The following is a 15,287-nucleotide window of genomic DNA, read 5'->3' as shown; positions in this document are numbered from 1 at the left end:
AGGCACGCCGCCAGCGTTCGTCCTGAGCCAGGATCAAACTCTCCGAAGAAATGTTTGACTTGCTCATAATAAAATAGAATTAACGTTGACGTTTTTTTGTTTTGTTCAGTTTTCAAAGTTCACCGTTGCTGCGAAGCAACTTTTATATAATATCATGTTTTCTCTTTCGAAGTCAATTACTTTTTCGAAAGTAATTTCAACTTCGTTTGTTTCTTAAACAATAAAGATTAATATACCAGAATAAAAAATATTAATCAATTATATTAAAGGAAATTTAAATATTAAATTTTTTGCTTCATAATCTTATTCACTTTAACAATTTTCCCATAAAGAGAGGCGGCCTATTCTTAAGAATAGGCCGCCTCTCTTTATTATTTTATAACAACTTTTAGCGATGACGCATTTGCGGAAACAACAGCACATCACGAATAGAAGGAGCGTTAGTCAATAACATGACTAGACGATCAATTCCAATTCCTAATCCACCGGTTGGAGGCATTCCATATTCCAGCGCTTCGATAAAGTCATTATCCATTTCATGCGCCTCATCGTTTCCTTGCTCTTTTTCTTTCAATTGAGCCTCAAAACGCTCCCTTTGGTCGATTGGATCGTTTAATTCGGTAAACGCATTTGCATGCTCACGACCTACAATAAATAATTCGAAGCGATCAGTAAATCTTGAATCTTCATCGTTTTTCTTTGCCAATGGAGAAATTTCAACCGGGTGACCGTAAATAAATGTTGGCTGAATAAGTTTATCTTCTACTTTTTGTTCGAAAAATTCGTTTAAGATATGACCGAATTGCATATGTTCAGCTACTTCTACACCATGCTCTTTTGCCAATGCACGCGCCTCTTCATCAGTCATTTCTTTCCAAAAATCTACCCCTGTATATTGCTTAACAGCCTCAACCATATGAAGTCTTGTCCATTGTGGCGTTAAATCTACTTCATGTTCACCATATTGTACCTTTGTTGTACCTAGTACTTCTTGAGCAATATGGGCGATTAAATTTTCCGTCAAGCTCATAATATCGTTATAATCAGCGTAAGCTTCATATAGTTCAATCATCGTGAATTCGGGATTATGTCTTGTAGAAACCCCCTCATTACGGAATACACGGCCAATTTCATATACTTTTTCAAGACCTCCAACGATTAAACGCTTTAAGTGCAATTCAATTGCAATACGCATATATAAAGTCATATCTAAGGCATTATGATGCGTAATGAATGGTCTTGCTGATGCTCCCCCAGCAATAGAATGCATCATTGGAGTTTCCACTTCCAAATAACCGTGGCTATCTAGATAACGGCGCATTGATTGAATAATTAGACTCCGTGTAATAAATGTACTTTTGCTCTCTGGATTTGTAATTAAATCTAAGTAACGTTGGCGATAGCGCTGTTCAACATCTTTTAATCCATGGAATTTATCAGGCAGCGGACGTAACGCTTTCGTCAACAATGTGAATTCACTCACTTTAATCGAGAGCTCACCCACTTTTGTTTTGAAAAGAGTTCCTTTTACACCTACAATATCTCCAATATCAGCAGTGTTAAATATGTCATACGCTTCTTCACCCACTGAATCTTGGCGCACATAAAGCTGGATTTGGCCCGTCAAATCTTGGATATGAGCAAATCCCGCTTTCCCTTTACCACGCTTTGTCATAATGCGACCCGCTAATGTTACCTCGATTTTCTTCTCTTCTAACTCTTCTTTAGAAAGGCCATCATATGATGCAAAAAGTTCTTGAGATGTGTGAGTGCGTTCGAAACGCTTACCGAATGGGTCCATTCCTTGCTCTCTGAGTTTTTGCATCTTTTCTCTGCGGACAAGCAGTTGGTCATTTAATTCTTCGTGACTCATGTGATCATCTCCATGCCTTATTTTTATCCCGCTCTAATAGGTAACTTTTACTCTTTATGAGCAAGAGGACGTCACCTATCAGAACTCTATTGGTCAACTAACCTCAAACAAAAGAGAAATTCGAATAAGGAAAGTTTCACTTTATACAAACAGAAAAAAAGCCAGTATTTAACTGGCAGCGAGTAATATTCATTATGGGTATTATAGGTTAGCAAATTCTAGATGTCAAATGACTTGAGCATCACTTTGCTGCTTTAACTCTACTTCTTCAACGTAATTCCTCAACAAAGTTGTTAATTCATCTCTTGTTGAACATTCATTTACACCATTACGGACTTTCGCATTTCCACGAACCCCTTTTAAATACCATGCAGCATGCTTTCTCATTTCCCGTACTGCTACATTTTCACCCTTTAAATCAATCAAACGATCAAGGTGTAATAAGCACACATCAATTTTTTCTCTCACTGACGGTTCACCCATTAATTCACCCGTCTCCAAATATTTAACTGTACGGTAAATCATCCATGGATTGCCAAGTGCTGCACGACCGATCATAACACCATCTACACCCGTTTCCTCTAACATGCGTTTTGCATCTTGGGGTGTTTGAACATCTCCATTCCCGATAACCGGAATCGAAACGGCTTCTTTCACCTGCTTAATAATATTCCAATCTGCATGTCCTTCATACATTTGTACACGCGTTCTTCCGTGAACAGCTACAGCTTTTCCACCCGCACGTTCAACCGCTCGTGCATTCTCGATCGCATAAATGTGTTCTTCATCCCAACCAATTCGCATTTTGACAGTGACCGGTTTATCTACTGCATCTACAACAGCTGCTACCATTTCATAAATTTTATTAGGATCCAACAACCATTTAGCACCTGCATCGCATTTGGTTATTTTCGGTACTGGACACCCCATATTAATGTCAATGATATCGGCAGTGGTGTTTTTATCCACAAACTTAGCTGCTTCTACAAGTGTTTCTTTTTCCCCACCAAAGATTTGCAAACTTAATGGCTTTTCACGCTCATCGATATATAACATGCCCATCGTTTTAGCGTTATTATATAAAATCGCTTTGTCACTAACCATTTCTGCACAAACTAGACCCGCTCCAAATTCCTTAACCGTTAAACGAAAGGCTGCATTACAAACTCCAGCCATCGGGGCAAGGACAACGGGGTTCTTCATCGTAATATCTCCAATTTTAAGCAAAACCTTTTAACCTCCTTTTATTACTCTTCTATATCTTGCGGTGTTAATTCTTGAACACTAATATCTAACGCATTAGCAATATTCTCAACAAATTCTTCAGAAGGGAACCGGTTGCCGCGTTCGACCTCTCCCAATACAGAAACAGAAACTCCTAAATCTTTTGCAAATCCCTCCTGGGTATACCCCTTTAATTTGCGAAAAGCGCGTATACGTCTTCCCCATTTTTCTGCTTCCATACCCTTACCCCTTCTTTATCTTGTAATGAATCTATAATAGACGAAATAGAATGAGCTTGATTAGGAATTTGGACATCATGGTCCACTTCAAACAATGGAATCATAACAAAAGCTCTCTCAGTCATTCTAGGGTGCGGAATCTCAAGTTGCTCTGTTTCAATATTTTCTTGGTTAAACAATAAAATGTCAAGGTCTAAAGTTCGAGGCCCCCAACGAATATCCCTTTTTCTCCCATGCTCTCTCTCGATTTCTTGCAAACGTGTTAATAAAGATACAGGTGACAAAGATGTGCAGATTTTTACTACCATATTCAAAAACGCACTCTGCTCTTCATATCCAATAGGATCTGTTTCATAAATAGATGACATATTGATTAGTTCTACAGATTCATGATTATTTAGCTGCATAACAGCTTCTTTCAAATATTGGAAACGATCTCCTAAGTTTGAACCTAAAGAGATAAAAGCTATATTTTCCATTTAACGACTCCTTGTAATTTCCACAGCAACTGATTCATAATAGCCAGGGATAGGGGGGTCAGGTTTGTATAACTTTACAGTACAAGACTCTACAACTGAAAAGGCATCTAAAATTTTCGAAGCGATGTTTTCCGCCACAGCTTCAATCAATTTGAACGGTTCTCCTTCTGCAATTTCCCTGCAAATTTTATAAATTTCCGCGTAATTGACTGTGTAGTTCAAATCATCTGTAACTCCAGCCTTGTGCAAATCCAGCTCTACTGTGACATCAGCATTAAAGCGTTGTCCAAGTTTATTTTCCTCTGCATATACACCGTGATAGCCATAAAATCTCATACCGTTCACATAGATTTTATCGATGAGGGCCCTCCCCCTTCCCGACCAAGACATCCATCATTTTAGCCGTTCTTGAAATGTGCAGCACGTCATGCACTCTTGTTATATGAATCCCTTTAGTAATACCTAAACAAACAGTCGCGGCTGTTCCTTCTGCTCTTTCATGCGGTGGTAAATCCAGCACATGTCCAATCATTCCCTTTCGAGAAGTACCTAAGAGAACCGGATATCCTAATATGGTAAACTTATCTAAGTTTTTCATGACTTCTATATTTTGATCAAAATCTTTGGCAAACCCTATTCCTGGATCTAAAATAATTTGTTCATCTTTAACTCCTGCACTCTTCACTATCTTAATGCTTTCATATAAGTCAGAAAGCATATCTGGAATCAGACTTTGGTAATTTCGATTCTCTCGATTATGCATAATAATAATCGGAACTTGATAGAAGGCCGCTACTTCTGCCATTTTAGGGTCTGCCTTTGCCCCCCATATGTCATTAATAATATGGGCCCCTGCTTCAATTGCCTGTTTCGCCACTTCTGCTTTATACGTATCAATGGAGATGGGGACCTTCACGTATTTTGCCACTTCTCTCACAACAGGAATGGCACGGTGTAACTCTTCTTCTACTGATACCGGTACAAATCCAGGACGTGTTGATTCTCCTCCGATATCAATAATATGCGCTCCTTCTTCAACCATTTGTCGGGCATGCTTTACCGCAGTATCCAAATGATTATATTTACCGCCATCAGAAAAAGAGTCTGGTGTTGCATTTAAGATACCCATAATCAAGGTCTTGGAGGAATAATCCAGTTTATAATCGCCGCAACGAATAACTGAAGATTTCATTAATGTATTAACTGTCATATCCATTGTTCCCTTCTTTTATAAGTCACGTTTGCTCCATAAGGACTGGCAAACCTGATTATAAATAGTTTGAAGCCGGTGTACCAAAGTATGTTTCCCCTTCGGATAAAAATGATTTCCAATCCTTACAATCGGGGTGATTTCCTGAACAGAATTTGTTACAAAGATTTCATCACTTTTAAGCAACTCTTGAATCGTAAAAAAACCTTCTTTTACGGTTATATTGAGCTTCTCCAAAAGCGAGAATACAAACTGGCGGGTTATCCCATCTAAAATACCTGTTTCTAAGGAAGGCGTATAGACTATTCCATCTTTTACAAAAAATAAATTAGAAACAATTCCCTCCGCTATATAACCTTCTTTCGTTAAAAAAATGCCTTCTTTAGCAGGAGCACTTCCCATTTCCTTTTTTGCCAAGATATTATTCAAATAGTGATGGGACTTGAGGCGTCGATTACCCTCTGGTGAATTTCTCGTTGTCTTCAGGACAACCCCTTCTTTTTCTTGCGTTCCATTCAAAGGAAGCGGCTTTATATACATAATGACCGTCGGTTCCGTATACGGTGCTATTTGAAGACCCACATCTCCCGCTCCAGCCGAAACATTGAGCCGAACATACGCGTCTTGCAGTCCATTGACTTTCAAAAGCTGTTCCAGGATAGAAAGAGTATCTTCCCTTTTGCATTGATAATCTATATCCAGCTCCTCTAATCCGTTATTTAAACGAGCCAAATGGTCATCCAATAAAAATGGATGACCATTATACGTACGGAATGTTTCAAATAAACCCAATCCATACATATACCCGTGATCAAAGGGAGAGATAGCAGCCTCCTCACGCCTTATAATATTCCCGTTCAAATATATATACATGATTCATCCCTTCTTGTAAGCAGAGATAAAGTTTTGAAGCATTTCTTTCCCGAAAGAGGTCATGATCGATTCGGGATGGAACTGAACCCCTTCAATCGGTAACGTTTTATGGCGAATAGCCATAATTTCACCCTCTTCCGTCCACGCTGACACTTCAAAACAATCCGGAAGTGTTTTTTTTTCAACAATTAGAGAATGATAGCGCGTAGCAGTAAAAGGATTCTCCAATTGCTTAAAAATAGTTTTTCCATCATGATGAATCTCCGATGTTTTTCCGTGCATTAAACGTTCGGCACGTATAACCTTTCCACCGAATGCCTGGCCGATTGATTGATGCCCTAGACACACACCGAAAATTGGCATTTGTCCCGCAAAATGTGTAATGGCTTCTAAACTAATTCCCGCTTCATTCGGACTGCAAGGCCCCGGTGAAATCATTAAAAATTCAGGGTTTAATTCTTCAATCTCCTTCAAAGTAATTTGGTCGTTCCGTTTAACAACTAACTCTTCTCCCAATTCCCCTAAGTATTGCACTAAATTAAATGTAAATGAATCATAATTATCAATCATTAAAATCATCTCTTCTCACCCTCACTCAGCTCTTTTTCACTCTTCTCTTTTGCCTTCCATAAGGCGGTTGCTTTCTTTAAAGACTCTTTATATTCTTGGATAGGATTGGAATCAATAACAATACCCGCTCCTGCTTGTACATGAGCTTTTCCTTCCTTTGCTACCAATGTTCGGATGACAATGTTCAATTCCATATCTTCATTAAATCCAATCCATCCAATCGAACCCGTATACAAACCTCGTCTGACAGGTTCTAACTCTTCAATGATTTCCATCGTTCGAACCTTTGGAGCACCCGTAATGGTTCCACCAGGGAAGACTGCATCAATGATATCTACGTAATCCTTGGATGATTGCAGCTTGCCCTTTACATTAGAAACAATATGCATAACGTGCGAGTATTTTTCGATCACCATAAACTCGTCTACATATACTGTCCCGTATTCACACACTCGTCCTAAATCATTTCTTTCCAAATCGACAAGCATTACGTGCTCTGCACGCTCTTTTTCGTTATGAATTAACTCATCAGCTAACTGTTGATCCTCTTCATCTGTTCTTCCGCGCGAGCGCGTCCCTGCAATCGGCCTCGTACTTACCTCATCTCCCCTTTTTTTGATCAACAGTTCAGGTGAACTGCTGACAATTTGAAATTCTGGGGTTTGCATATATCCCATATAAGGAGAAGGATTAATTTCACGCAATTTTTCATAAATATGAATAGGAGGTGTACCTAGAGACTGAGACTGGCGAACAGATAAATTCACCTGAAAAACATCTCCTTGCCCGATATAAGCCTGAATTTTCTCTACTGCCTCTATAAACGCTCCTTCAGACATAGAAAATTCTAGCGAAGGTTCATAAGGCACTGATAATACCGTTTGTTCTTGTTTAGCACATGCGATCCACTGAGATTTGTATAAATCTAGTCGCTCTAGAGCAACTTTTTCACGGCTCAGCTCATCATTCACAATCACCCATAACTCTTCTTTATGATGATCATAAACGAACACATCATCAAACACTAAAAAATAAAGATTCGGCATGTCCAAATCATCTTTACCAATGGATGGAAGGTGTTCAACATGGCGGATATAATCATAACTGATAAAACCGATGGCCCCTCCTTGAAAATCCGGTAAGTGGGGATTAGAATGTGCTTTGTACTGACTCATCCATGTTCTCATAAGATGAAGAGGATTTCCCTCAAGCTCATATGCCTCAAACTCATTCGTTACCTTCAAACGATTGTAGCGGCCTTCTAAAACAGCAAAAGGTTTTAACCCTATTATGCTGTATCTTCCGCCTCTCCCACTTTCAAGCAATATATGGCGCGGCTGCTCCTTTGACAAATGTTTATAGATGAAAAACCATTCTTCTTTAGGAATGACTATTTTCTCTCCCCAAGATCTACGCTGTTGCATGTATTCACTCTCCTAAAAGCCAATCATCTATTCTCCATTTTACATGATTCACACGATAAGTTCATATATCGTTTACTAAAAATATATAAATTGAAACTCCAATCATTGAGGGACTTTTTTCTCCGCTAAATCAGGAGAGATGCAAACCTTACAGAAATTAACTCAAGGTGCAGCTGACTTAGTTCATGTTGAGTTTTTCATTTTTAGTATGGTTAACAGCTTGACTAGTTATATTATGTTCTTTCAAAAGGATCTCTACTGCAAATCAGAGAAGATAAGCTACTCTTTAATTAAATAAAGCGCCAGGAAGGTCCTTGTTAATCGGACTATCCGTGACGCTTCATTGTAATAGAAATCCTAAAATAATGTACTTTCCATTATTCCAGGAAGCCTGTTCTATTCTTCAAATTGATACAAAGGTGTGCTCAAATAACGTTCCCCATTGCTCGGAAGAACAGCCAACACTTTTTTCCCTTTACCCAGTTCTTTTGCTACCTTAAGAGCTGCAGCAATGGCAGCCCCTGAAGAAATACCACCAAGCACTCCTTCTTCTCTTGCTGCTTTGCGGGCATATTCAAACGCTTCTTCATTTTTGATTTTAACGATTCCTTCATACACTTCTGTATTTAAAATAGACGGGACAAACCCTGCACCAATTCCTTGAATTTTATGAGGACCAGGCTTCCCTCCGCTCAGTACCGGTGAATCCGTTGGCTCTACAGCATAAATTTTAATGGACGGATACGCTTTGCGCAGTACTTCTCCAGCACCTGTAATCGTCCCTCCAGTCCCGACACCTGCAATAAAGGCATCTAACTGCTCACCCATTTGTTCCACAATTTCTTTTCCGGTAGTACGGCGATGAACCTCTGGATTTGCTTCATTTTTAAATTGTTGCGGCATGAAATATCCATGCTCTTTCGCTAGTTCTTCCGCTTTACGGATTGCTCCGCCCATTCCTTCACTGCCTGGAGTCAATATAAGCTCTGCTCCATATGCGCGAAGTAAGTTACGACGCTCCATACTCATCGTATCCGGCATTACTAGAATGGCTTTATAGCCTTTTGCTGCCGCTACCATCGCTAAGCCAATTCCAGTATTTCCACTTGTAGGTTCCACAAGCGTATCTCCTGATTTTAAAGAACCATTTTCTTCTGCAGCTTCAATCATCGCTAAAGCAATACGGTCTTTCACACTGCTTCCAGGATTCATAAATTCAAGCTTCAAATATACATCTGCCATATCTTCTTCCACTAGCTTATTTAACTTTACAACAGGCGTTTGACCAATTAGGTCCGCCACCGAGTTTGCTACACGTGTCATATAATCACTCCTAATCCCGACTAAGTTTATTGGATTTAATAACAATTTAACAGGCATTTTCCAAATTGTCAATCTTTTTACCTATAAAAAAATAATAAGGGTTTTATTTTGCACCCTTATTATTTTTCCATCTTATTTCGCATTTTCCTGCATTTGTTCTAGTTCTTCTTTAGAAAATACATATTTTTCATTACAGAAATGGCATTGAGCCTCTGCTTTTCCATCTTCCTCGATCATCGCCTGGATTTCTTCTTTTCCTAAGCTGACAATAGCATTTCCAATACGCTCTTTTGAACATTGACAACGGAATTCTACCGGCATTTTTTCAAGGATTTTTAGATTCTCCTCGCCAAGTAATTGCGTTAAAATTTCTTCCGGCGAAAGACCTTGTTGAATTAGTCGGGAAATAGGAGGAATCTTTCCTAAACGCTCTTCAATCATCGTAATCTTATCTTCTTCGATTCCTGGCATTAACTGAATAATAAAACCGCCCGCTGCCAAAATAGAGTTATCTGGATTTACAAGTACTCCAACTCCTACGGACGAAGGAGTCTGTTCAGAAGAAACAAAATAATAAGTCAAGTCTTCGCCAAGCTCACCCGAAACAATCGGCACTTGTCCTGTAAAGTTTTCTCTCAGTCCCAAATCCTTTACAACACTCAAACTTCCTGTCGTTCCTACCGCTTTTCTTACATCTAGTTTCCCTTGTTCATTTAAATCAAAGTGAGTCTGAGGGTTTGTAACATAACCCCTTACTTGTCCTTTGGCATTGCTATCTACAAGAATGAGTCCGATAGGTCCGCCTCCCTCTACTTTGATTGTCAATTTACTGTCTCCTTTTAGCATCGCCCCCATCATTACACCCGCTGTCATTGTTCTTCCAAGAGCAGCTGAAGCTGTCGGCCATGTATAATGACGTTTTTGTGCCTCACTTACCGTTTCAGTTGTTGTTGATGCGTACGCACGCACTTGACCGTCAAAAGCCAGTGCTTTTACAAGATAGTCACTCATTGAATGCACACCTTTCTCAGGTTCTTTAAGAATAATAAAGGAGTAATTCAATTGTCCTTTAGCTACCCTTTTACACCTGTTCTACGTTCTTTGTATAAATTAGCTGCAGGCCTTTTAATGTTAAAAACGGATCTACCACATCAATAATGTCCGATTCTTTTGCGACCAATGTAGCCAAACCTCCTGTGGCAATCACTTTCGGTTCAACTTTAGATTGAGCTTTCATCCGTGAAACAATTCCTTCGACTTGTCCTACATAACCATAAACAATCCCCGCTTGCATAGCAGCAACCGTATTTTTCCCTACAATATCATTCGGCCTTGCAATCTCAATCCTTGGTAATTTTGCCGCGCGTGAATATAAGGCTTCTGTGGAAATAGTGATACCCGGCGCAATGGCCCCACCCATATACTGTTTATCTTCATCAACATAACAATAAGTAGTTGCTGTACCGAAATCGACAATGATCAAAGGACTCCCATATAAATGGATACCTGCAACAGCGTTTACAATACGGTCGGCTCCTACTTCGCGCGGATTTTCATATTTAATATTTAGACCTGTTTTTATTCCAGGTCCTACAATCAAAGGTTTTAAATGAAAATATTTTTGGCACATCCGTTCTAACGAAAACATAATTGGCGGCACAACAGAGGAAATAATAATACCACTTATGTCTTGAAAAGATAAACCAACATGCTCAAACAAAGCTTTGACAACCATACCATATTCATCTTCTGTTTTATTACGACTCGTTTCCATACGCCAGTGATACTTTAATTCTTCCCCTTCGTATACACCTAAAACTGTATTTGTATTCCCCACATCTAATACAAAAATCAATCTAATCACCACTTTATCTATATTCAGTATTTATACTGCCACCATCATATCATAACTACTAAAAGCGCGCCCATACCTTACAATAATTTCCCAACATTTAATCCATTGTACAAAAAATCGCCCTCTATCTCACAAAATAAGAGAGATAAAGAGCGATTTTTAATTATTTAAATAGGAAAGCTAACAGCTTGAATAAAAACCATATCAATTCTTTAATTCATCGCTATTATCAGACTCATCCTTTTTCGACTGAATGTTAACTTTAACATCTTCTGGTGAGTCTCCCGCTTCTAGTTCTGTAGTTCTTTCAGGAAGTTTCCCCTGCTCCACTAAATGCTTAATCTGCGCTGCATCTAAAGTTTCTACTTTTAAAAGCGTTTGAGCAATCAATTCAAGCTTATCACGATTTTCAGTCAGAATTTGTCTAGCGCGCTCATAACAATCTTTAATGAAACGCTGCATTTCCATATCAATTTCATGAGCGATAGCATCACTATAGTTTTGCTCGTTGTGAAGGTCTCGTCCTAAGAACACTTGGCCTTGTGATTGACCAAACTGCATTGGCCCCAACTTATCACTCATTCCATATTCTGTTATCATACGACGAGCAATGCTTGTCGCACGTTGGAAATCGTTGTGAGCTCCAGTACTTACTTCTCCAAAGACAATCTCTTCAGCAACACGGCCTCCGAGCAAGCCCGTAATTTTGTCCAGAAGCTCAGGTTTTGTCATGAAATAACGATCTTCTTTCGGTAACATGACAGCATATCCACCCGCTTGGCCGCGCGGGACAATGGTTACTTTATGTACCATATCCGCTTCATCCAAAACGACACCGATGATTGTATGCCCTGCTTCATGATAAGCAACAATATTTCGTTCTTTTTGGGAGATTACACGACTTTTCTTTGCAGGCCCTGCAATGACACGATCAGTTGCTTCATCGATATCTGTCATATCAATTTTCTTTTTATCCTGTCTCGCAGCTACTAATGCAGCTTCGTTTAACAGGTTTTCCAAATCGGCTCCCGAAAAGCCCGGAGTACGCATGGCAATAGCTTTTAAATCAACAGAGTTATCTAAAGGCTTATTACGAGCATGTACTTTCAATACCGCTTCACGTCCGTTTACATCTGGACGATCCACTGTGATTTGACGGTCAAATCGACCTGGACGCAATAACGCTGGATCCAGAATATCCGGACGGTTCGTAGCGGCTACGATAATAATCCCTTCGTTTGCACCAAATCCATCCATTTCAACAAGCAATTGGTTAAGCGTTTGTTCACGTTCATCGTGACCGCCGCCTAATCCTGCACCACGTTGACGTCCAACAGCATCAATCTCATCAATGAAAATGATACAAGGTGCATTTTTCTTCGCATTTTCAAACAAATCACGAACACGTGAAGCACCGACACCGACAAACATTTCTACGAAGTCAGAACCACTGATAGAGAAAAACGGTACACCAGCTTCACCTGCTACAGCTCTTGCCAATAGGGTTTTACCAGTTCCAGGAGGTCCTACAAGCAAAACCCCTTTTGGAATACGGGCACCTAATTCAGCAAACTTACGAGGGTCTTTTAAAAACTCTACCACTTCGACTAATTCTTGCTTTTCTTCATCAGCACCAGCCACGTCTTTAAATTTCACTTTCTTTTTCTCTTCGGTATAGAGCTTCGCTTTGCTTTTTCCGAAGTTCATCACTCGACTGCCGCCGCCTTGCGCTTGATTCAGCAAGAAGAAGAATAAAATAAAGATAATGACAAACGGAATGATGGATGTAAAGAATGTCACCCACCCGCTTGTTTCTTCAGCAGGCATGATGTTAATTTCAGAACTTTGTGCTGCAGCATCAATACGATCTAACGCTTGATCACCATTTGTGATATACGTTAAAAATTGCTTATCTTTATCATAGGTTTTAAGCTTACCACGTACTTCAAAGACTCCCCGCTCCGGCTTCATGGAGAGGGACTCTACATCACCTTTTTCAAGATGACTAATGAATGTATCGTAACTCATCGGCTCAGTTTGTTGGTTTGAACCACTGAAAAAGCTAACTACACCAATGATTACTAAGAAAATAAGCAAGTAAAATATGGTATTACGGAAGATGCGATTCATCCCTTACCTCCTCCCATAGTAAACAAACTATCTTAAATAGTATCATAGAGAATTTATCCTATACAACAAATTTGGCTGAGGCTATAACAATAACCCGCTTTTAGTTGCTGTACACTTCCGGTTTTAACACGCCAATATAAGGCAAATTACGGTATTTCTCTTGGTAATCTAATCCATATCCCACTACAAATGCATCTGGGACATTAAAGCCGACATAATCTGCTTCAATTTTCGCTTTTCGACCAGTTGGTTTGTCTAAAAGAGTGACGATTTTGATTGAATTTGCTTTACGGTGTTTGAATAATTCGACTAAGTAGCTAAGTGTTAACCCGCTGTCAATGATATCCTCCATAATCAGCAAATCTCTTCCCTCTACAGAAGTATTTAAATCCTTGATGATTTTTACTTCTCCAGAAGATACAGTCGAATGACCATAACTTGATACATCCATAAAATCCATTTCCAAATATGTATCAATGCGCTTTACTAAATCTGACATAAAAGGCATCGCACCTTTTAAAACACCGATAACTAAAGGGAATTTATCATTGTATTCCTCTGTTAACAGTTTGCCCAGATCCTTCACTTTCTCTTGTATTTCTTCTTCAGTAATCAAAATTTCTTGAATATCTTGATTCATTTGCCTACTTGCCTCCTAGAAGTTCTTCACTACTTATAGTATAAAATAACATACTTTCCACCATGTATGGGTTCCGATTCATAAGCTGATTTTTTTAATCCGGGTAACCACAAAATACGACCGGAACCATCTTCGATGATAGGCCAAGTATCTCGTTTGGCTAAAGGTATTTTTTCATCAATAAAAATATCCTTTACCTTTTTCGTTCCCTTCATCCCCTTAACTGTTATTTTATCGCCGTTTTTTCTTGTACGAACGAATAAAGGCAGGGTCAGCTTACAGGCATCTAACACCAAACTATCATTTCCTCCTGTTTCTACAGAAAGTTGGTTATGTATTTCACATACGATTTTACGCCCATCCGGCAGACTCACACATCCAGGGATCTTCAGTGGATATGTATAAGGTGAAGATTCCTGCCATCGGAATGTAAACAAGCAATCATTATATGAACGAACAACTTTTAAGCCACCAGGGAAGTGAAGTGCACCGGATGGTTGTTCCCTTTCAAGAAAGGTCAAAAGATTGTCAACATGAACCGAGGAAAGAGATGGAGGAATTTCCTTATAAAGATAGTTTAATATTAGTTGAATCCCTCTTCTTTGTAAAGGTTTACGCACTTGAAGAAATTCTTCTCTTCTAAGGATGATTTCTTCTTTTTTCCTTTCCATTACTTTATTCATTGCTTGGACCGTTAATTCCTCCAAGTATTGTGCATCTTCTAACAATTTTTCACTATAAGATTGAAATTGTTTATGGGTTTGTGCATTCTCTTCCTTTAAAAAAGATAAAACATGACGTCGAAATCTGTTTCTGGTATAGACTTCTTTCTCATTACTTTGATCCAATCTTGGCTTCAAGTCATGGTATTGGCAGTAAGCAAGAATTTGTTCTTTATCTACAGATAAGAACGGGCGAATGATAAACCCTCCGCCAAAGGGACGTTTTGCTCGAATACCTGCATACCCCATCATCGTACTGCCCCGTACAAGCCTCATTAAAATCGTTTCAATTTGATCGTCTCCATGGTGGGCAAGGGCCAGATAGGACGCCCCGACCTTTTCCATCACGTCTGCAAAAAATTGATAGCGGCACTCTCGGGCAGCAACCTGAGCTCCTATTCCCTTTTCCTTTTGATACAAGGAAACATTTATTTGAGCAGCCTCACATGCAATCCCCCGTTTCTGGCAGAAGTCTACTACATACTTCATATCTTCCTCCGATTCGCCTCCCCTAAACATATGATCGAGGTGAGCTGCAACAATGGAGATACCTTTTTCCTCTTTCATAGTCCATAAAAGATGCAAAAGGGCTAAAGAATCAGGACCGCCCGAAACTCCTACCAACACCCTTTTTCCAGGTTCCAGCAATGAATGCCTTTTAATAAATTCTTCAACTTGTTGTTCCATAAAACAAAATCAGCCCTTACCAAAAATAAATGATAGGT

General features: G+C 39.3%; 15 protein-coding genes. All 15 read right to left on the bottom strand.

The annotated features are described in order from the left end of the window. Positions 1 to 388: 388 nt before the first annotated feature. Positions 389 to 1,873, bottom strand: coding sequence for a lysine--tRNA ligase (gene lysS / locus BK575_RS27055; RefSeq protein WP_078414584.1), 1,485 nt, complete (start codon positions 1,871 to 1,873; stop codon positions 389 to 391). A 225-nt stretch (positions 1,874 to 2,098) separates the two neighbouring features. Continuing rightward, positions 2,099 to 3,100 carry a tRNA dihydrouridine synthase DusB gene (dusB, locus tag BK575_RS27050; RefSeq protein WP_078414583.1) on the bottom strand — a complete coding sequence of 334 codons (1,002 nt, stop codon included), beginning with the start codon at positions 3,098 to 3,100 and terminating at the stop codon, positions 2,099 to 2,101. Between the two features lie 20 nt (positions 3,101 to 3,120). Then, complete coding sequence (locus tag BK575_RS27045; protein ID WP_078414582.1) at positions 3,121 to 3,336, bottom strand: helix-turn-helix domain-containing protein; 216 nt, start codon at positions 3,334 to 3,336, stop codon at positions 3,121 to 3,123. Continuing rightward, positions 3,288 to 3,815 carry a 2-amino-4-hydroxy-6-hydroxymethyldihydropteridine diphosphokinase gene (gene folK / locus BK575_RS27040; RefSeq protein ID WP_078414581.1) on the bottom strand — a complete coding sequence of 176 codons (528 nt, stop codon included), beginning with the start codon at positions 3,813 to 3,815 and terminating at the stop codon, positions 3,288 to 3,290. Before folK ends, BK575_RS27045 begins: the two co-directional genes overlap by 49 nt. Beyond that, entirely contained in the window at positions 3,816 to 4,175 is a 360-nt protein-coding gene (gene folB, locus BK575_RS27035) for a dihydroneopterin aldolase (protein WP_078414980.1), read from the bottom strand. Next, positions 4,168 to 5,025, bottom strand: coding sequence for a dihydropteroate synthase (gene folP, locus BK575_RS27030; RefSeq protein ID WP_139368186.1), 858 nt, complete (start codon positions 5,023 to 5,025; stop codon positions 4,168 to 4,170). The genes folB and folP overlap by 8 nt, the downstream gene beginning before the upstream one ends. Before the next feature lie 18 nt (positions 5,026 to 5,043). Further along, positions 5,044 to 5,898, bottom strand: a complete 855-nt coding sequence (gene pabC, locus BK575_RS27025; protein ID WP_078414580.1) for an aminodeoxychorismate lyase — start codon at positions 5,896 to 5,898, stop codon at positions 5,044 to 5,046. Positions 5,899 to 5,901: 3 nt separating this feature from the next. Next, on the bottom strand, positions 5,902 to 6,477 hold the full coding sequence (gene pabA, locus BK575_RS27020; RefSeq protein ID WP_078414579.1) for an aminodeoxychorismate/anthranilate synthase component II: 576 nt from the start codon (positions 6,475 to 6,477) through the stop codon (positions 5,902 to 5,904). Beyond that, entirely contained in the window at positions 6,474 to 7,892 is a 1,419-nt protein-coding gene (locus tag BK575_RS27015; protein WP_078414578.1) for an anthranilate synthase component I family protein, read from the bottom strand. Before BK575_RS27015 ends, pabA begins: the two co-directional genes overlap by 4 nt. A gap of 396 nt (positions 7,893 to 8,288) precedes the next feature. Next, positions 8,289 to 9,215, bottom strand: a complete 927-nt coding sequence (gene cysK / locus BK575_RS27010) for a cysteine synthase A (RefSeq protein ID WP_078414577.1) — start codon at positions 9,213 to 9,215, stop codon at positions 8,289 to 8,291. Positions 9,216 to 9,347: 132 nt separating this feature from the next. Beyond that, a complete protein-coding gene (gene hslO / locus BK575_RS27005) occupies positions 9,348 to 10,226 on the bottom strand; it encodes an Hsp33 family molecular chaperone HslO (protein WP_078414576.1) in 879 nt (292 codons plus the stop codon). A 70-nt stretch (positions 10,227 to 10,296) separates the two neighbouring features. Further along, a complete protein-coding gene (locus BK575_RS27000) occupies positions 10,297 to 11,070 on the bottom strand; it encodes a type III pantothenate kinase (RefSeq protein ID WP_078414575.1) in 774 nt (257 codons plus the stop codon). Positions 11,071 to 11,274: 204 nt separating this feature from the next. Then, positions 11,275 to 13,200: an ATP-dependent zinc metalloprotease FtsH gene (ftsH, locus tag BK575_RS26995; RefSeq protein ID WP_078414574.1), complete on the bottom strand. Its 1,926-nt coding sequence runs from the start codon at positions 13,198 to 13,200 to the stop codon at positions 11,275 to 11,277. Between the two features lie 100 nt (positions 13,201 to 13,300). Continuing rightward, on the bottom strand, positions 13,301 to 13,840 hold the full coding sequence (gene hpt / locus BK575_RS26990; RefSeq protein ID WP_028397383.1) for a hypoxanthine phosphoribosyltransferase: 540 nt from the start codon (positions 13,838 to 13,840) through the stop codon (positions 13,301 to 13,303). 29 nt (positions 13,841 to 13,869) lie between these two features. Further along, the gene (tilS, locus tag BK575_RS26985; protein ID WP_078414573.1) at positions 13,870 to 15,249 is read right to left on the bottom strand and encodes a tRNA lysidine(34) synthetase TilS; all 1,380 of its coding nucleotides are present in this window, start codon (positions 15,247 to 15,249) and stop codon (positions 13,870 to 13,872) included. Positions 15,250 to 15,287: the final 38 nt, after the last annotated feature.

Source organism: Priestia abyssalis (assembly GCF_002019595.1).
Taxonomy (GTDB): domain Bacteria; phylum Bacillota; class Bacilli; order Bacillales; family Bacillaceae_H; genus Bacillus_BA; species Bacillus_BA abyssalis.
This window is presented reverse-complemented; position numbering and strand designations above follow the sequence as displayed.